Source organism: Mongoliibacter sp. (assembly GCF_007692705.1).
GTDB lineage: Bacteria > Bacteroidota > Bacteroidia > Cytophagales > Cyclobacteriaceae > Mongoliibacter.
The window spans coordinates 44,343-62,707 of record NZ_REBN01000256.1; the positions used below are offsets into that span (position 1 = coordinate 44,343).

The following is an 18,365-nucleotide window of genomic DNA, read 5'->3' on the forward strand; positions in this document are numbered from 1 at the left end:
TTATAATTTAATTTAATTCGAATTCTTTTCCGAGTTGTAAATGTAAAATTTTGGATTAAAGTTCACCATAAACAACTCTTTCTTTGCCCTGGTCACCGCTGTATACAACCACCGTATATATTCATGGTTGACCAGCTCATCAGTAAGGTAACCTTGGTCTACAAATACCGCATCCCACTGTCCACCTTGTGATTTATGACAAGTAAGTGCATAAGCGAACTTCACCTGCAAAGCCGAAAGATAAGGATCTTTTTTGATCAGTTCCATTCTTTCACTTTTATTAACAACATCCATATAGTCCTCCGAAACCTGTCTGTAGAGCTCCCTATATTCCGTCACTGTTAGCGCCGGACTCGGACTATATAATGTATCCATTATCACCTTGGCCTCAAAATAAGGTTCTTCAGGATAATCGATCAACCTGAGTTCCAATGTAGCAAACCTCAAGCCATACATTTCCTCAAAAGACCTGATTTTTGTAACTTCTGCAAAATCCCCATTGGCCAGGAAATTTACTTTTTCCGAATCGGCCATATAGGTATAATTATTTTTGACAATCATCAATAAATCTCCGGCGCTGATCTCATCATCGTAAAAATGAATGGTTCTCCGGATATATTGATTGTATTGAACGGCTGTTTTATTGGACCTCGTGACTATAGCTGTATTTTCGACCCCATATTTATCATAGGCATATCTTAAGCCATCCTCCAGCCTTTCTCCAGTCATTTTAAAGAAATCATTGAATCCCTTTGTTTGGAAAAAAATAACGGGATCCTTGGAAGTCACCTGATCTCTCAAGTAAGTGGCATTGTATAGAATCCCCGACTCCAGTTGCTGACGCATCACTTCAGTCAACTCAATCATGGAAACCTTGAGTCTGAAATGCCTGATCAGGTAATCCCTGTCTAACCCTGGGCTTAGGCTGCTGCCTACCGGCGGTAACTGTGCTGTATCTCCCACCAAAATCAGCCTGTTACTGCTCACTTGAAAGACATAATGGATTAAATCCCTTAACAAACTTCTTCCACCCATTTGCTCATCTGCCAGCATAGAAGCCTCATCGACAATAAATACTGTGTTTTGGTAATAGTTTTTAACCAGTTCAAATCCGGAACCCATTTCTCCAGCTTGTTCTTTGGGTCGATAAATTATTTTATGGATAGTAAAAGCTGCCTTGTTGCTGTAATTGCCCATTACCTTGGCGGCCCTTCCAGTCGGTGCAAGTAGCATAGACTTAAGTTTTATTCTTGGAAGCACTTTAACCAAAGCAGACACAAGAGATGTCTTCCCTGTTCCAGCGTACCCTCTCAAGACAAAAGTATCTCCTGATGGGTCTGCTTCTGTTAAAAACTTATCCATTTGGGAAAAAAAATCATTTTGGCCCGAAGTGGGTTCGAACTGAAAATTTTTTTTCAATAAAATTGATGGCTTGATTAAGCCCTGATTATCTTTACCTGTCATGCAATGACGAATCTAGCTTTAAATGGCAACACTGGAAAAAGAATTGACCGATAAATTCGGAGGTAGGCTCAGAACAAGAGTAAATGGCATACTGATAGAAAATAATTCTGTTTTGATGATCAGGCATAGAATGGGGCCTGAAAGATACTTTTGGAATGTTCCCGGTGGTGGAATGAAATACGGGAGCTCCACTGAGGACAATTTAAAACGAGAATTTAAGGAGGAAACAGGACTTGATATCCGCATATGTAAATTTGTTTGTGTTCACGAGTATTTAGAAACACCTTTACATGCAGTAGAATTGTTTTTTTTAGTAGAAAGGACTGGTGGAAACCTTCAACTTGGAACAGACCCAGAACTAGACAAGAAAAATCAATTGATCACCGAAATTAAATTTCTTACCATCGATAAGCTCCATTTGATCCAAAAAGATGAAAAACATCCCATTTTCCAAGGAATAAAATCATTGAAAGATGTGAGAAAATGGAATGGATATTTTAATTTTGAAAATAAATCGATAAAATAGCAACCTGATTAAAAACCATCAACCTTTATAAAAGATTAAATCATCTCAAAAATGACACTAAGCAAAATATTATCCGTAGTTTTCTTTTTAGGCGCTCTTGGTTTGGGCTTCATGCTTTTCAAGAGCGTGGACAATGTCATGCAAGAAGAAAAAAGAATCGCTGCATTGGAATCCAGAATTATTGAAAAACTTCAAATGCTGAGAGATGCTCAAGTGGCATACAATGCTTCAAACAGAGAGTACGCAGATAACTGGAATGACCTGAGAGAATTTATCCAAGGCGGTCAGATTTGGTTAATAGAAAAGAAAGAAACTACCAAACTTCTTGAGTATGGAAAAGAAGAAACAACTGTCACCATTGATACACTGGGTTCAGTGAATGTAATGGATTCTCTATTCAATGAAAGGAGATATCCGAATTTCAATCTTGACAATCTTCACATAGTTCCAGGTTCAGGTGGAGTTGAATTCGAGTTTTTCTCTGATATGATCGAAAGAAGTGGAAGAGATATTCCAGTTTTTGAAATCAGAGATCCTGCTCCAATCAATCCAAAAAGGAGAGAAAATAATAACGAAAAGGCCCTAAGAGTGGGATCTAGAACTGATTCATCTACTTCTGGTAACTGGGAGTAATTTTGACAAGTTCAACTCTAAATACTCAAGAGAAATTCATATGCGATAAGTTTGATATCAATTTGGTGTCAAGCTTATCGCTTTTCTTATATGAGCACTTGGCTTTTTTAATGGCCAAAGACCAGAATGAAAAGGTAATGCTGGTTCATACAATTTCCTTTTCAAACCTTGAGCAATTATCTGAGACAATCAGCAGTGACGAAATATATAAGCTAGACCTTCCTACGAGAGTCTATGTACATAATCACATTTTCAGTTTGGTTCCAGGGATGGTTTTCAATCCTGCTTTCCTCAACACCTATTTGGCATTTGCAGGGGAAGTCAATCAAAAAACTTCCTATAGCACAGCATTAGAAAGTAATCGAATTCACATAGTCGGGGGAGTTTCTACAAACATTCACCAACTACTGAGTATTGGTAAAACCAACATTGAATTTTATCATGGTGCGATTTCTTTCCTTTCGTATTGTTTTAATGAAAAACTAAACCTTCTGAACCAGGAAATTTTAATTTACTTTTTTGAAAACCATTTCTATCTGGCAGCATTCTCCAAACAGGAATTGATGGTATTCAATCGGTTTGAAGCTGATAATAAAGATGATCTTTTGAAATATACATTAGGTATTATACAGCAACTCGAGTTCAATAGAAAGCTTTGTAGAATTAATGTCCTAGGAGATTTCAAATCTATTGGTATTGATAATGAATGGGGAGAGATTTACTTTAAAAACTTCAAACTCACAATACCACAACCAAATATAATCTACCATAAAAGTTTCGATAAGACTCTGGAAAGTGCTGCCTTAGAGACAAGTTGGGCATACATTTAAATTCATCTATGAAAAAAATCGCCATCTTCCCAGGCTCATTTGATCCATTTACCAAGGGCCATCATGATATCGTTTTGAGAGGACTCAGCTTGTTTGATGAGCTCATCATTGGAATTGGATATAATGTTGCCAAAAAAACCAGGTATTTTGAAATCGAAGATATGGTCAATAAGATCAAGACACTTTATAAGGATGAACCAAAAGTCAAAGTCATCATTTATAATGAACTTACTTCAAGCCTAGCCAAAAAGCATAATGCGAACTTTTTATTAAGGGGACTTAGGAATACTACGGACTTTGAATATGAAAATACTATCAGCCAAATGAACCGTAAACTTAATCCAGAATTGGAAACGGTATTTCTGATTACTTCTCCCCATTTTGCTGCAGTTAGCTCAACCGTAATCCGAGAAGTTCACAAATTCGGTGCGGACATAAGCGAATATATTCCTTACGAAGTCTGAACCTTCGGCACCATTCTCAAAAACCGTTTGTATAAGTAACGCATAGAGGGGTAAGAATTGACTAATGCAATTTTTGCTTCATGATGACTCAGCCATCTGATGTCTTCTATGCCTTCTTCTTTTTGCGGAGTCATAGCTGTATCGTCAGCACTTTCCATTACAAACCAATAGGTTTTTTTTAGTATACTTTTACGGTTGTGGGTATAAGTGTGCCAAGTCTTACATATTTCAGGGCCAAGTTTCACCTGAATATTGCATTCCTCTTCCACTTCCCTTACTGCACATTGCGCAGGAGTCTCTCCTTTATCAAATTTCCCTTTGGGTAGATCCCATTTCCCAAGCCTGTAAATGAATAGTATGTTTTTTGCCTTGGTAACGACTCCCCCGGCTGCCTTGATTACTGAAAAACGGCTTTTAATAAATTTCTTTAATGCCTTTTTATCTTCAGAGACTATGGTCACGGAATCCAAATGCTTTAGTTTTCTGGTTCGTAAGAGATAAAGTAACTTGATGATGATATCATGAGAGGGTTCGACAATCAACACATCGTCATGAAAATCACTGGTGGCAGGTATGTCAGTAGGATGGTCATAGATGCACTCAAAAGTTTTATCTTTGGAAAGTTCATCATGAGTAAGGATATCCAGTGGCTTATCGTTGATAAAAATCTTCATGGCGGGTATTTTTTGGCCTGAAAGCTATTCTCTAAAGATCAAAAATGCATAAAATTTTCAGCCTGTACAACCGACTCTTCTATTTTATCCTTTAATTTTGAGGTATGGAAATATTCGACAAAAAGACTGCAGCAGAAGTTGCCTCATTGTTACTTGAAGTAAGGGCTATCAGATTACAACCAGAAAAACCATTTACCTGGGCTTCAGGTTGGAGTTCACCTATTTATTGTGACAATAGACTTTCACTATCTTTCCCAGAAGTCAGGACATTTATCAAAAAAAACCTGGTAAAAGCCATAGAGCAAAATTTCCCTTCAGCAGAAGCAATTGCCGGAGTAGCTACAGCGGGAATACCTCAAGGTGCGCTGATTGCTGATCAAATGGAACTTCCATTTTTGTATGTCAGATCAAAACCCAAAGGTCATGGAATGGAAAATATGATCGAAGGAAAAATCACTCCCGGTCAAAAAGTAGTAGTGGTAGAAGACTTGGTCTCTACAGGAGGGAGCTCCCTCAAAGCTGTAGAAGACTTGAAAGCTGCCGGTTTTGAGGTACTTGGCATGGTGAGTATTTTCACCTATGGCTTTGATATTGCAAAGCAAAACTTTGAAGCTGCGGGAGTAAAGTTGATATGCCTCAGCGACTATTCCTCTATGTTGCCCCAAGCCTTAGCCAATGATTATATTGACGATGAAACACTTGCTTCTTTGGTAGAATGGAGAAAGGAACCTTCTTTATGGAAGGGCATGAGGGTAAGGTGAGCGATAACGTGATTCAGCTTGGAGACGGCGGGCATTCGGAGCCGTTCTCTTCCAATACACTCCTAACTTCTCAAAGATACTAATCTTTCTATTTACTCTGAACCGCCCGCTGTATCCAAGGTGATGTTGTGCTTCGCTTTTATTCTATCGTGAATGAGATTTTTTTACCTAGCCCCAATTCTAAAATTCGATAAAGTGTTGAAAGTTGAATATCGCTTTTTCCATTTTCAATCCTGGAGATAAAGCTTTTCTTAGTCCCTGTTTTAGTGGCAAGTTGTTCTTGAGTCATATTTGAAAGTCTTCGCTCTTCTTTTATGAGTTCACCAATGGCAAAAGCCTTAGCTTTCGCTTCAAAAGCCATTCTTTTTTCTTCGCCTACTTGCCCGTACCTTTTTTCAAGGTGTTGTTCAAATGTTGTAATTGAGCTACTTTTTTCCATCTTTCTTTTGTTTGTTCTTTTCTTCAAAATACTCGGCTTTGATTTTCAATGCTTTGTCAATTTCCTTTTGAGGGGTCTTTTGAGACTTCTTTTGGAAGCCATTGAACAGCACTATCAAATTACCTTCATCAAAACAGCATCCCGATAGCTATCGGGACCGTAGATATTGCTGCTATACTCTATCCGTATTTCATAGAGTCCATCATAAGCAGTCATATGCGAGAAAAACTTTGCCGGAATTCTTTCAAGAACCATAATCATATAAAGCACTTCATCAATTTTGCCTTTCACCTTTTCAGGAAGCTTGTCAAAAAAGTCATTGAAATAGTCCCTGTAGAAAATCAGTGTTCTTTTTTTCTCCATGCTGTAAAGTTAACGAATAATGGAACAAAAGAGTTATTTAGATGCGAAAAAATGCGAAAGTTGCTTTTCTAAAGTGTAGCACAACGGTAATATACCCGATACAAACTTTCGCATATACAACCAATTCGTATGAGATTGGCGAATGTTTTATTCGGATATTTATAGTAAAAAATTACTAAATCTTTATTTACAAACCCCCAGATGGACTCTTGTTTTGCTGAATATTTTTTGTTTTGCGTGACTCAAAAAAAAACTTTGAATTTAGCTTAGACTTCTACCATACCTAGGTGAAGTCTGTAAATTCATCCATATATACTTACCAATTTGCATTTGGACTATTTATCCCTATCTCCAAAATAAGGCAATACTTTTACTCATAATGCTCCTCATAATACTTCTGGTAATTCCCTGAAGTCACATTTTCCAACCAAGTCTCATTGCCCAAATACCAATCTACTGTTTTTTCAATCCCTTCTTCAAATTGTAAACTAGGCTCCCAGTCCAATTCCTTTTGTATTTTAGAAGCATCAATGGCATACCTGTGGTCATGTCCTGCCCTATCTTTTACAAAGGTGATCAACTTTTCGGACTCCCCTTTTTCACGACCAAGCTTCTTATCCATGACCTCACAGAGGACTCTTACTATATCGATGTTCTTCCATTCGTTGAATCCTCCAATATTGTAGGTCTCACCGTTTTTACCGGAATGGAACACCACATCAATAGCCCTTGCATGGTCTACTACATATAGCCAATCCCGGATATTTTCACCTTTCCCATAGACAGGCAAAGGCTTGTTGTTTTTGATATTGTTGATACAAAGAGGGATCAGTTTTTCAGGAAATTGGTTGGGTCCGTAATTGTTGCTGCAATTGGAGATAACAATTCTCAGCTTGTAAGTATTGTTATAAGCCCTTACAAAATGATCAGAAGAGGCTTTTGAAGCAGAATAAGGTGACTGCGGATCATAAGATGTAGTTTCAAGAAAAAACCCGCCATCATCCAGGGAACCGTACACCTCATCAGTAGAGACATGATAAAAAAGGTGCTTTTCATATTCCTTCCAGTAAGTTTTTGCAGCATTCAGAAGATTGACTGTTCCAATGACGTTGGTGCGGACAAAAGCCAATGGATCAGTGATTGATCTATCGACATGAGATTCTGCTGCTAAATGTATCACATCGGTAACCTGATGTGTATGAAAGACCCTTGTCAATTCAGCTTCATCCAATATATCAACTTTTTCAAATGTATAATTACTGGCATTCTCTATTTCCTTCAGGTTTTCAAGATTGCCTGCATAGGTGAGTGCATCCAGGTTGATGATATGGTAATCAGGGTATTTTTTGACAAAAAGTGCCACTACATGACTGCCAATAAACCCAGCACCTCCAGTGATCAAAATATTCTTTTTCATAAAATCAATGGTTTTTTTCTTGGACTATTTTTGATAAAATGCTTTGTACCACTCAACAAACTTGGCTACGCCTTTTTCTACAGGAGTATCAGGCTTGTAACCTGTATCTCTCATCAAGTCGCTTACATCTGCAAAAGTAGCTGGTACATCTCCAGGCTGTAAAGGCAACATTATTTTCTTGGCTTCCTTTCCAACTGCCTTTTCCAAAGCACCTATATAATCCATAAGTTCTACAGGGCTTGAATTGCCTATATTATATACTTTGTATGGGGCATAAGAACTTCCTGGATCAGGCTTATCTCCATTCCATTGCGGATCTCCTGAAGCAGGCCTATCAGCTACTCTTTTTATCCCCTCTACTATATCGCCTACATAAGTGAAATCACGTTTCATTTTACCATGGTTGAATACCTCTATAGCTTCTCCTTTGGATATGGCCTCAATAAATAAAAACAATGCCATATCCGGTCTTCCCCATGGACCATAGACTGTAAAAAACCTCAATCCAGTGGTGGGAATATTAAACAAATGACTGTATGTATGTGCCATCAACTCATTAGACTTCTTGGAAGCGGCATAAAGGCTCAACGGATGGTCTACATTGTCTGAGGTAGAAAAAGGCATCTGCGTATTGGCGCCATAGACGGAACTGGATGAAGCGTATACGAGGTGTTTGACAGGATAGGCTCTGCAGGCTTCCAAAATATTGACAAACCCGGTGACATTTGTTTGAATATAAGCCGCAGGATTAATCAAAGAGTACCTGACACCTGCCTGTGCGGCAAGATTAATGACAATATCAAATTTTTCCTTTTCAAACAAAGACATCAAAGCTTCCTTATCCGCAAGATCCATCTTGATAAAAGTGTAACGCTCAAACTTATTTGACCTGACAGCTTGATGAACTTCAATCTCCTCTTTGGAAATCCCACTTTCTTTAAGCCTCGCAAATTTCAGGTTCACATCATAATAATCATTGATGTTGTCGATACCGACTACTGTATCTCCTCTTTCCAAAAGCAAGTTGGCAAGGTGAAAGCCTATAAAACCGGCTGTACCGGTAATCAAATATTTCATGTGTTTATAATTAGCTTTTCAAAGGTCACATGGAATGCCCTAAATAATCATCCCCCTGTGTGAGAACCTTTTCTCATGGGCATTTCATATGATTATAATTTGTTTATTAGAGGTCATTACCTGTCCCGGTGTATTGGGATGTCCGTCGGCCATCGGAAAGGAACACTTGCCTTAAGCAGGTAGACTCAATTTTTATTTCTTAGAATATTTTATGTTTCACGTATCAAAACAAATAAACGCAAGTATTTTCACAATTTCAGCTTTGGTGGGCTTCATTTTCATCTTCTTCTTCAACAAGCCTTGTATAATTTTCCAAAACCAGGTGATGGATGTCATTCCTGTCAAACTGTGATTTGACTTTATGGTATAAATTATCTGCCAATTGCTGCATATAATCTCTTTTAACAAAGGCAAATTCAAGGGCATCTTTCAGTACCTCTGCATTTTTGACAGGAAAAACCAGCCCTGTTTCTTTATTGGTGATCAGATCTACATTCCCTATGATATCAGAACAAATCACTGGCACCTGCATGGCTCCAGCTTCCAACAAAACATTTGGAAATCCTTCCCTATGTGATGCGTGGACCAGCACATCTGCCAAAGCCAGGTAATGGGCCACATGGTCTGACCATTCTATCTGGACTATTCTGGGATGATCCTGAATTTTCCGCATGACATCATCCTTGATCGGATTGAGTTTCTGTTCGAAAGAACCCAACAACACCAATTTCCCATATTTAGAAACTTTGGACTGAAGAAATGCCTCTACCAATTCCTCAACTCCTTTGTCTCTTACCAGTCTTCCGACTGCCAAGATCAGAAAATCATTTTCAGAAGGTGTGATCCTCATAGTGGCTGCAACCAGATGGTTTTCAGCCAAGGAATTCCTATTAAACTTACTTAAATCAACACCATTAGAAGAACCATTTCCAATTACTCTGACTTTAGTTTCTTCCAATAGTCCTTCTTGGAGCATAAAGTCCTTTAGGGAGAAAGAATTAGGCCAAACCTCATCAGCCCATCTGAAAGTGAGCTTTTCCATTGCAATCAAAAGCTTTTTCTTATTCTTTTCAGCCACCATATAAGGCATGCCTGCAACTGTATGGATTTTCGTTTTTACTCCCGCAAGTCTAGCTGCTATCATAGCCAACAAGCCGGCTTTTGGGGTATGAGAATGTACAATGTCCGGTTTTTCTTTTCTAAAAAGCATGAATAAAAGCCACAGACAGTACAGGTCGTGAAAAGGTGTTATTTTTCTGGTAAAGGGGATTACATGATGTTCGCAGCCTTCCCTTTTACGCACTTCATTTATTTCTCGTCCATCAGCACTTACCATCAGAACATCCCATCCGGCTTCTTTCATGAATTTCATCTGTCCTGCCAATAAAAGTTTTAGGGAAAGTGGAACAGTTGTAATACGTATTAATTTTGGCATTCAGGTTTTAGATTTTAAAAAGTCAAAGTTAACTTTTTATTGCTTTTTAAGGAGATAAATTCTGGAAAATTGACTTTTATATTCATCAAACCAAGTTTAATTTTCCTCGGTTATTTCATTCAAAAATCCTGCCTTTACCCTTCTATCCAATGATTACTTTTTACCTTTGCAATGATTATAAAATTTATCACTGTATTTCAATCATGTTAAAGGATATCAAAATCGCTATCATTGGCTGTGGCAATCTAGGAAGTTCCATTGTAAATGGACTTTTGAATTTGGAAGGTTTCAATCCTGAAAATCTTCACCTGACCAAAAGAAACCCATCAAATTTACTTTACTTACAAGACAAAGGAGTCAGGGTGCACTCAGATAACCTTATAGCTGCGGCTCAGGCAGATTTAGTGATTTTGGGAGTCAAACCTTATAATGTCACCGAAATTTTGAAGGAAATCAAGCCTGTTCTTGCTCCTAAAAAGCAGATTATCGTTTCCCTCGCAACAGGAATAACCTTAGACGAAATATACTTAGCTCTTGATGCTGATACGGTGACCTACAGGGCAATGCCTAATATTGCTGCTGATATTCAAGAGTCTGTTACCTGTATTTGCGGCAAAAACCAAACCCCAGAGAGTGAAGTCCTAGTCAAGGAGCTCTTTGAGAGTGTCGGCATAAGCATCAGCATAGATGAAGGACTAATGGAAGCTGCTACTGTATTGGGTGCCTGTGGAATAGCTTATGTACTTCGGTTTATGCGTGCCATGATTCAAGGAGGCATTCAAATCGGTTTTGATGCCAAAACAGCAAGTCAAATTGTAAATCAAACGGTCAAAGGGGCAGCTGAACTCATGATACAAAAAAACATGCACCCAGAAGAGGCTATTGACAAGGTTACAACGCCAAAAGGTTGTACAATCGTTGGACTTAATGAGATGGAGCACCAGGGTTTTTCAGCGGCTATGGTTCGTGGAGTACTTGCCTCTTATCAAAAAATAGAAAAGATATGATTAAGGCTGTCTTACAAAACTTAATAATAATTTGTAAGACAGCCATCAATGGACTTAATTATGGGAAAATCCCCAAATCCATATAACTAATAGATATCCTCTGAAGGGCCAGGATAAAGCCTGCAGTTCTTAGACTTTGAATCCCTTTTTCTTTTCTAGTTCTATTCATATCGTGGTAGGCAGTCACCATTGTTTCCTCCAACCCAGACAAAACCAAATCTCTCTCTGAGGCACCTTTGATAAGCGCATCTCTTTCGTCTTCGGTAAAGCGCTCTCCGGTAGCGTTTTCGATGGTACCCAAAAGCTTCCTATATTTTTCCATATCATATCGCTTTTCAAGTTTGCCAAAAGAAACCCTTGACAGGTTTTTAAGCCACTCGAAATAGGAAACAGTTACACCACCCGCATTCAGGTACATGTCAGGAATAATCATCACGCCTTTTTTCAGCAGTATCTTCTCAGCCTCATTGGTCACCGGGCCATTTGCTGCCTCTCCAATTATCTTCGCCTGAATTTTATCCGCATTCTTATCGGTGATCTGATTTTCAAGTGCTGCGGGCACAAGAATATCACAAGGGTAGGTTAACATTTCTCCGGAGTTTTTGACAAACTCACCTTTACTGTATCCCTTGAATCCTTTGTTTTCAATTTGATATGTTTTCAGCTCTTCAATATCGATACCAGACTCATTCCAAATCCCTCCATTCCACTCTGCAACTCCTATGATCTTGGCTCCTGACTCTTTGAGGTATTTTGCAGAATAATATCCCACATTACCAAGTCCCTGAATGATGACACTTTTACCTTTAAGACCTACAGAAAGCCCTAATGCCTCCATGTCTTCTGCTACACTGACTGCTTCCCGTATACCATAAAACACACCTTGACCGGTAGCTTCGGTTCTACCATCAATACCGTGCTGAGAAAGTGGCTTACCTGTAACAGCACCCTTTGCATTGATCAATTCAGGGTTGAAAGCCTCAAAAGTATCTACTATCCAAGCCATTTCTCTTGCCCCAGTTCCATAATCAGGAGCAGGAACATCGATAGCGGGACCTATAAATTTTTTCTTAATCAATTCAGCAGTATATCTTCTTGTGATTTTCTCCAACTGTCTTTCATTGTACTTCAGCGGATCTATGCTAACACCACCCTTTGCTCCTCCAAATGGAATGTTGACAAGAGCACACTTATAGGTCATCAAAGCTGCCAATCCCTTTACTTCTTCTTCATCCACATGCTCAGAGTAACGGATACCTCCTTTAACAGGGAGCTTATGATGAGAGTGTTGGACCCTATAGCCTATCATGGTTTCATAGGTACCATCCTCATTTCTCAACGGAAAATTAAACTTATAAATACTATTGCATTGCTTGATTTGATCCAGAAGTCCTGGATGCAAATCCATATGCTTGGCTGCATCATCCACGAAACCACAGACATCATTAAACAAACTGTATTCTATTTTTTTACTCATAAAAATTTACATTTTGGTGAATATGACAAGATACAAATCTTTGTAAACATGTGCTCATTACTGCACAATGATATTATTTAATTCCTTCCATATGTCATCAATAAACCTGAAAGGAACCAAAGCTTGATCAGGATTTTCTCCCATTCTTACCAGGACTATTCCAGATGAAGGGACCACACAGATATATTGCCCATCTTTTCCTATCCCACATACCATGTCATCTGGAGCGTTGGGGGCAAAAGAACCGGGAAACTGCGCTTGAATCGAAGGCACCATAAAAGAATTTTTCCCATTGATCCACCATAAATACCCATAACTTTCATTGATGGACTGAGAAGTGGAAATCATTTCCTGAACAAAATCCTTACTCAAGACCGATACTCCGTCCCATTCCCCATTTGCTAAAATAAACAATCCAAATCTTGCCATTGAACGGGCATTGCTGAAATACACATTGTTAAATCCAATCCTTTGCCATGAGCCAGTCATTCCGATTTTTGAAGCTAAGTTTTGGTTAAAGAAATCGTTAAATGACATTCCAGTGGCACTCTCCACCACATTGTACAACAGGGTGTAAAGGGCATTATGATATGCCCACCTTAGACCTGGCTCAGATTGGTATCTTAAATTTTCGGGGGAAAAGTCATTCAAATTCGCTACATCATCATTGATACCCGACGTCATTGTCAGGTGATGCCAAACATTGATTTCCTGTTCTGCATCTCTGGTCAGGGAAGTCCAACCTTCTCCAAGGTATTTACTACTAGAGGCGAAAATATCCATTTTGTTTTGTTCAGCGGCAATTCCAATTGTAGCAGCTGTAAGCGTCTTTCCAGCAGAAGCCCAGTACCAAAGTGAATTTTTGTCAAATGCTTGGTTAGTAGCCAATCGGGTCCCGAAATATTCTTCCAAAACAATTTTACCATCTTTGAGGATAATAAAAGCACGGGTACCATTTCCTTCCAATAAGGTCAACAGGTCACCTATTTGAGTAGAGTCCCAATCCAAAGAAGAAGGGGAAGATGCCTCCCAAGTATTGCTTCCAGTAGGAGGGAAATAGATTTCTGATGGACTTGGATCCGGGATTTGTTTTTCGGAACAGGAAAAAATTAAAAGGATACAAAAAACCTTGGCCAAGTACCTCATATGTGAATTTATTTTATTCCAAAATAATCAAAAAAACTTGCCATAAAAAAAGGCTATCGTTAAATACAATAGCCTTTTGAAGAATTCATGAAATTACAATCCCAGATCGGGTAAGATAACCCTGTCTATTACATGAATCACACCATTGGTAGCCTGAATATCGGTCGCTATGATATTAGATTCTCTGTTGTTGAAATCAATAAGTTTAGGTCCGTCAATGTCTATGGCAACCTCCTCTCCTGAAAACATTTGAATAGAAGTGTTTGCAAGGTCACTTGAGTAAACTCTTCCCCCATCAAAAACGTGATAAGCTAAAACATTTATCAAACCTTCAACATCAAGAAACGCAATTAATTCATCAATTGTATTAATTCCTGGAAGTTCTTTTATAAGATCTGCAAAGGCCTGATCGGTAGGTGCAAATACGGTAATGTTATTTGTATTGGCCAAAAAATCTTCAAGCCCTGCTAATTGAATTGCTGTTATTAATAATTTAAAATTGTCATTATCATCAGCAATTTCAAAAATATTTTTTGTGGGCGGAAGAAGCACTTCATCTATACCATGAATTACACCATTTCTTGCTCTTCTATCCAGTAATATGATGTTGGAATCATTCACTTTAGCTCCATCAGAAAGACTGATTTCTACAGCAGAACCGTTTAAGGTAGGTACAAATCCGTCATTTAAATCTGTAGATAAAACTGTCCCCTCCACTACATGATAAAGTAAAATCTCTACCAAATCTGGCTGATTTCTCACATTCCCTGGATTTAGGTTTAAGGCGGCAAATGCCTGATCAGTAGGAGCAAATACAGTCAATTCATTTCTTGCAAAAACAGAGGCAAGACCCGTGCTACCCAAGGCGGCATTGAAAGTGGCGAAAGTAGGTTGACCATTTCTTCTTTCTAGAGTACCTGACGCATCTTCTTCCAAACCATTCTCCATTGCTTTTAATGTGGTTGGAATATCTGATAGTTGATTATTTGGGAGTTCTGCATAAGGTTGATCATCTTCTGTGGAAGAACATCCAATAAAAAACAAGGTGAAAATCGGTAATAATAACCGATAAGAGCGATAATTTAATTTTCGTAACATGATTTTTGGATTTGGTTAACAGTTTATTTCAATAAAGTAAAAAGCAAACCCCATTATTATTTAAAATGTTTTTCATGCAACTGAAAATTAACGACTTAACACCCTACCATCTTCCATTTCTATTACACGATCCGTTCCCGCAGCAAATTCCTGGTCATGGGTGACAATCAACATGGTCTGATGAAACTCCTGTGCCAGCTCTTTAAAAATATTGAATACAATATCTGAATTTTTCTTATCAAGATTTCCTGTGGGTTCATCCCCCATGATAATCAATGGGTCATTCATCAGAGACCTGGCGATAGCAACCCTCTGCTTTTGCCCTCCTGAAAGTTGATTTGCTTTTTTCATGGCATGATCCTGCATATCAAAAATCCTCAACTTTTCCATGGCCACATGTTCAAGCTCTTCTCTGGTTTTTTTATTCAATTTAAGTCCTGGAATCATCACATTTTCCAAAACAGAAAACTCATTTAGCAGGTAATGGAATTGAAAAACAAAACCGATTTTTTCATTCCGAATTTGTGAAAGCCGGTTTGCTTTTTTCCCAGTAACCATCTCTTCATCTATCAAAAGCTGTCCTTCATAATCTGTGTCCATGGTAGAAAGTATGTACAGCAGGGTAGATTTCCCGCAGCCGGATTTTCCCATCACTGAAACAAATTCTCCCCTCTTTACTTGAAAACTCACATCCTTCAATACCCTGGTTTTTTCAGGGCTGTAAAAGTACTTATTGATATTTTTTGCCTCTATTACGGGTTTTCCTCTCATACCTGCTACTATTTACCTCTGATAATATCCACCGGATCAATACCGCTCGCTTTTCTGGCTGGAAAATAACCTGCAAAATAGGTGGTCACCAAACTAAACACACCGGCAATCAAATAATATTTAGGATTGAAATCTACTGGTAAAGTTTTGATGGTCGGAAGAGCTTCCAATTCAAAAGGAATCTGTTCAATTCCGAGACCTGCAAGAAATCCAAAAAACAAACCTAAAGCGCCACCAAAGAACCCTATAGTAAGCGCTATGGTAATGAAGATCCAATTCACATCAGCTCCTGAAAATCCGATTGCTTTGAGTATGGCAATGGTATCCATTTTTTCATAAATCATCATATTGAGGATATTATAAATCCCAAAACCTGAAACAATCAAAAGGGTAATTCCTACAGCATAGCTAATCATAGATCTGATACCTGATCCAGCTTCAAATTGTGCATTTACAGTCTGAATATCATCGGCATCTATCCCAAAAACTTCTTCATATTCTCTAGCCATTTTGGGAGCCAAATCAAAATCATGAAGTTTCACCTGAATATCAGTCACGTAAGAGGGGTTTTCTCCTAGCATTTTCTGCACAGTATTGATAGAGGCATAAGATTGTACGTTATCCAGATCGCCCAATCCTGATTGATAATAGCCTACCACTTTTAATTGTACCCTGGTTCCTTGGGCAGTGGTGACCTGCACCACATCCCCTATGGAAGCGAGCATCCTGTCCGCAGCTCCTTTTCCCAATATTACAGCATTATTGGTGTTCTTTAGGTCTATAAAATTCCCCTCTGTCACATAATCATCAAAGGCAAAAAGCCTACTCTCTGCTTCAACGTCTATACCATTGATTACTCCACTCACATCTGTCGCTCCCACATTGAAAAAAACCTGGGCAGCTATTTTAGGAGCCACTCCTGCAACCCTTGGGTCTTCAGCCAGGGTTCTCATGATAGATTCATTATTGTAAATGCTGGTCCTACTTGCCGATGGTTTTACCGATCTGATAATATGGTAATAGCCCTGAAAAAGATCGCTTGACTCTACAGGCTGCTTAAGTGACGGCTTCAGTTCATTATAAAACCTGATATGTGGGGTCCTGTTGAGTACAAGACCATCCAATAACTTATTTAATCCATTCATAAAACCTAAAAGTGTCACAAACATGGTAATACTGAATACCACACCAATAGCAGCCACCACCGTTTGTTTGAAACGTGCCAGCATCAACGCTTTTGCCATATTGAGGATCAGTGAGAATTTCATGTCCCGGGTTTGACAATAACTGTATTTTCATCAATCCCTTCCAAAATCTCCACTTTTTGAAAGTCTTTCAACCCTAGTTTCACTTCAATTGTATCCTTTTTCTCTGTGATGACATACCGATCTTTGAAAACAAATGACCTTGGTATAGTCAAAGCATTCTCTTTTGCATAAATAACAATATTTGCTTCCAGAGAAAGGTTGGGATAAAGAACAGTAGGCTGTTCAACAAAAATACCTTCAACCACAAAAGTCTTATTTCCCACGTCCATAATTGGATTAATTTTAGTTACCAGTGCCTCAAAAACTTCCCCTCTATAACTGTCCATACTTATCAGAATTTTTTGCCCTCTTTTGACTTTTGCAATATCGTATTCATCCACGAGCATTTCCAACACAAACTCTTCTCCACTTCCCAAAACTGCTAAGGGAGTTTGGTTATTGACCATTTCTCCTTTTTCGCGGAGCAGTGAGTACAACACTCCTCTTACTTCACTTTTCAAAATCAGATCACTTTCCAAGGCTTTGGAAATCGCGAGGTTTTTAGTGGCACTTCTTTCATTGAAGTCAATCTCTCTTTTCAGGTCTTCATACTTCAACTGGGTAGCTTGGTGAAGAGTAAGGGAATTTTCAAATGCCAATTCACGCTGTTCCAAGTCCACTGCTGTCCCTATCCCTTGACTCATCAAACGCTTTTGTCTCTCGAATAATAAGGAGTCATTTTTACGCTTGTTTGCTGCGTAATTGATGTTGATTTCCAAGTCCCTTAATCGAGTCTGATTTGCTTGTCTGTCAGCATACTCACGGTTAAGTTCTGAAGTTTGCCTGTTTATCCTGGTAGATTCACTGGATATGGACAAAATTGGCGTACCAACATCCACCGTATCTCCTTCCTGTAAAAACACCTCTTGTATTGTACCGACTGCGTTGGTGTAAGCTTGATATTGAAACCTGGCCTTGACAGTTCCAGAGGCATAAATCGACTCTGTCATATGCTCCTTAAGAGGTATAGTCTTATCGCCAGAAGGGCTGCAAGAAAAAATCAGGAAAATCCCAAATAACTGCCAAAAGCATTTCTTACTATACATAGTGCACGGGGTTTGAATTTCAATTTACTCTTTAAATATGAAATCGTAAAAATCAATTCAAATTTCTTTTGATGGGATAAAAAGTGCTGATACCCTGCAACAGAATGGTAAGAATATTTCAAAAAATAAAGCTTAAAACATTTTGGGAAGGTTTTAATAAATCTTCCCAAAACGTTTAATAATTATTTAATAAGCGCCACGTGCTTCCAAAAACTGGGATAGGATTTGTTGACTACTTCCGGCTCCTCTATAAGAACATCAGTTTTGGTCATCAAAGGCATAAAAGCCATCGCCATTCTGTGGTCATCATAGGTTTTTATACGTACTTCGGCAGGCATTTCTACAGATGGAATCAACGTAAAAACCTCATTCTCTTTCTCTATAAACTGCGCATTGAACCTACCCAACTCTTCCTGAAGCGCAAATATCC

Annotated in this window: 20 protein-coding genes and 1 pseudogene; 6 read left to right on the forward strand and 15 right to left on the reverse strand. The window is 38.6% G+C overall.

Features of this window, described 5'->3' with window-relative positions:
* Window positions 1-12: 12 nt before the first annotated feature.
* Window positions 13-1,464: an AAA family ATPase gene (locus tag EA341_RS17660; protein WP_293016494.1), complete on the reverse strand. Its 1,452-nt coding sequence runs from the start codon at window positions 1,462-1,464 to the stop codon at window positions 13-15.
* Between the two features lie 22 nt (window positions 1,465-1,486).
* On the opposite strand from EA341_RS17660, the gene EA341_RS17665 reads away from it, so the two are divergent.
* From EA341_RS17665 to coaD, 4 genes are read left to right on the forward strand one after another with little or no spacing between them, the layout of a single operon-like run.
* On the forward strand, window positions 1,487-1,990 hold the full coding sequence (locus tag EA341_RS17665; protein ID WP_293016495.1) for an NUDIX hydrolase: 504 nt from the start codon (window positions 1,487-1,489) through the stop codon (window positions 1,988-1,990).
* A gap of 51 nt (window positions 1,991-2,041) precedes the next feature.
* Entirely contained in the window at window positions 2,042-2,623 is a 582-nt protein-coding gene (locus EA341_RS17670; protein WP_293016496.1) for a hypothetical protein, read from the forward strand.
* Between the two features lie 2 nt (window positions 2,624-2,625).
* Entirely contained in the window at window positions 2,626-3,453 is an 828-nt protein-coding gene (locus tag EA341_RS17675) for a DUF3822 family protein (protein WP_293016497.1), read from the forward strand.
* 8 nt (window positions 3,454-3,461) lie between these two features.
* Window positions 3,462-3,917 carry a pantetheine-phosphate adenylyltransferase gene (gene coaD, locus EA341_RS17680; RefSeq protein ID WP_293016498.1) on the forward strand — a complete coding sequence of 152 codons (456 nt, stop codon included), beginning with the start codon at window positions 3,462-3,464 and terminating at the stop codon, window positions 3,915-3,917.
* On the opposite strand, the gene EA341_RS17685 is transcribed toward coaD, so the two are convergent.
* Entirely contained in the window at window positions 3,905-4,591 is a 687-nt protein-coding gene (locus EA341_RS17685) for an NUDIX hydrolase (protein WP_293016499.1), read from the reverse strand. The genes coaD and EA341_RS17685 overlap by 13 nt on opposite strands.
* Window positions 4,592-4,695: 104 nt before the next feature.
* Between EA341_RS17685 and pyrE the strand changes: the two genes are divergently transcribed.
* On the forward strand, window positions 4,696-5,352 hold the full coding sequence (gene pyrE, locus EA341_RS17690; protein ID WP_293016500.1) for an orotate phosphoribosyltransferase: 657 nt from the start codon (window positions 4,696-4,698) through the stop codon (window positions 5,350-5,352).
* Between the two features lie 139 nt (window positions 5,353-5,491).
* Here the strand turns inward: pyrE and EA341_RS17695 are convergent, their stop codons facing one another.
* The 6 genes from EA341_RS17695 to EA341_RS17715 all read right to left on the reverse strand — a co-directional run bounded on the left by EA341_RS17695 (window position 5,492) and on the right by EA341_RS17715 (window position 10,083).
* Window positions 5,492-5,818 (reverse strand): helix-turn-helix transcriptional regulator, encoded by a 327-nt coding sequence (locus EA341_RS17695; protein ID WP_293016501.1) that lies wholly within the window; start codon window positions 5,816-5,818, stop codon window positions 5,492-5,494.
* Window positions 5,778-5,903, reverse strand: a complete 126-nt coding sequence (locus EA341_RS19040; protein ID WP_367127806.1) for a type II toxin-antitoxin system RelE/ParE family toxin — start codon at window positions 5,901-5,903, stop codon at window positions 5,778-5,780. Before EA341_RS19040 ends, EA341_RS17695 begins: the two co-directional genes overlap by 41 nt.
* 2 nt (window positions 5,904-5,905) lie before the next feature.
* Window positions 5,906-6,154, reverse strand: coding sequence for a hypothetical protein (locus EA341_RS17700; RefSeq protein WP_293016502.1), 249 nt, complete (start codon window positions 6,152-6,154; stop codon window positions 5,906-5,908).
* 370 nt (window positions 6,155-6,524) lie between these two features.
* Window positions 6,525-7,571, reverse strand: a complete 1,047-nt coding sequence (gene rfbB / locus EA341_RS17705) for a dTDP-glucose 4,6-dehydratase (protein WP_293016503.1) — start codon at window positions 7,569-7,571, stop codon at window positions 6,525-6,527.
* A gap of 24 nt (window positions 7,572-7,595) precedes the next feature.
* Window positions 7,596-8,648 (reverse strand): NAD-dependent epimerase, encoded by a 1,053-nt coding sequence (locus tag EA341_RS17710; protein ID WP_293016504.1) that lies wholly within the window; start codon window positions 8,646-8,648, stop codon window positions 7,596-7,598.
* 256 nt (window positions 8,649-8,904) lie between these two features.
* Complete coding sequence (locus tag EA341_RS17715; protein ID WP_293016505.1) at window positions 8,905-10,083, reverse strand: glycosyltransferase family 4 protein; 1,179 nt, start codon at window positions 10,081-10,083, stop codon at window positions 8,905-8,907.
* Window positions 10,084-10,286: 203 nt separating this feature from the next.
* Between EA341_RS17715 and proC the strand changes: the two genes are divergently transcribed.
* Window positions 10,287-11,090, forward strand: coding sequence for a pyrroline-5-carboxylate reductase (gene proC / locus EA341_RS17720; protein ID WP_293016506.1), 804 nt, complete (start codon window positions 10,287-10,289; stop codon window positions 11,088-11,090).
* Between the two features lie 58 nt (window positions 11,091-11,148).
* Here proC and EA341_RS17725 read toward each other — a convergent pair whose 3' ends face one another.
* From EA341_RS17725 to EA341_RS17755, 7 genes and pseudogenes are all read right to left on the reverse strand, one after another.
* Window positions 11,149-12,567: a Glu/Leu/Phe/Val dehydrogenase gene (locus tag EA341_RS17725; RefSeq protein ID WP_293016507.1), complete on the reverse strand. Its 1,419-nt coding sequence runs from the start codon at window positions 12,565-12,567 to the stop codon at window positions 11,149-11,151.
* A 57-nt stretch (window positions 12,568-12,624) separates the two neighbouring features.
* Window positions 12,625-13,713 carry a serine hydrolase gene (locus EA341_RS17730; protein WP_293016508.1) on the reverse strand — a complete coding sequence of 363 codons (1,089 nt, stop codon included), beginning with the start codon at window positions 13,711-13,713 and terminating at the stop codon, window positions 12,625-12,627.
* Window positions 13,714-13,806: 93 nt separating this feature from the next.
* A complete protein-coding gene (locus EA341_RS17735; protein WP_293016509.1) occupies window positions 13,807-14,811 on the reverse strand; it encodes a fasciclin domain-containing protein in 1,005 nt (334 codons plus the stop codon).
* A gap of 87 nt (window positions 14,812-14,898) precedes the next feature.
* Window positions 14,899-15,582 (reverse strand): ABC transporter ATP-binding protein, encoded by a 684-nt coding sequence (locus EA341_RS17740; RefSeq protein WP_293016510.1) that lies wholly within the window; start codon window positions 15,580-15,582, stop codon window positions 14,899-14,901.
* 8 nt (window positions 15,583-15,590) lie between these two features.
* Entirely contained in the window at window positions 15,591-16,850 is a 1,260-nt protein-coding gene (locus EA341_RS17745; RefSeq protein WP_293016511.1) for an FtsX-like permease family protein, read from the reverse strand.
* Entirely contained in the window at window positions 16,847-17,935 is a 1,089-nt protein-coding gene (locus tag EA341_RS17750) for an efflux RND transporter periplasmic adaptor subunit (protein ID WP_293016512.1), read from the reverse strand. The genes EA341_RS17745 and EA341_RS17750 overlap by 4 nt, the downstream gene beginning before the upstream one ends.
* Window positions 17,936-18,117: 182 nt before the next feature.
* Window positions 18,118-18,365 (reverse strand): annotated as a pseudogene (locus EA341_RS17755) (3-phosphoshikimate 1-carboxyvinyltransferase); the annotation flags it as partial.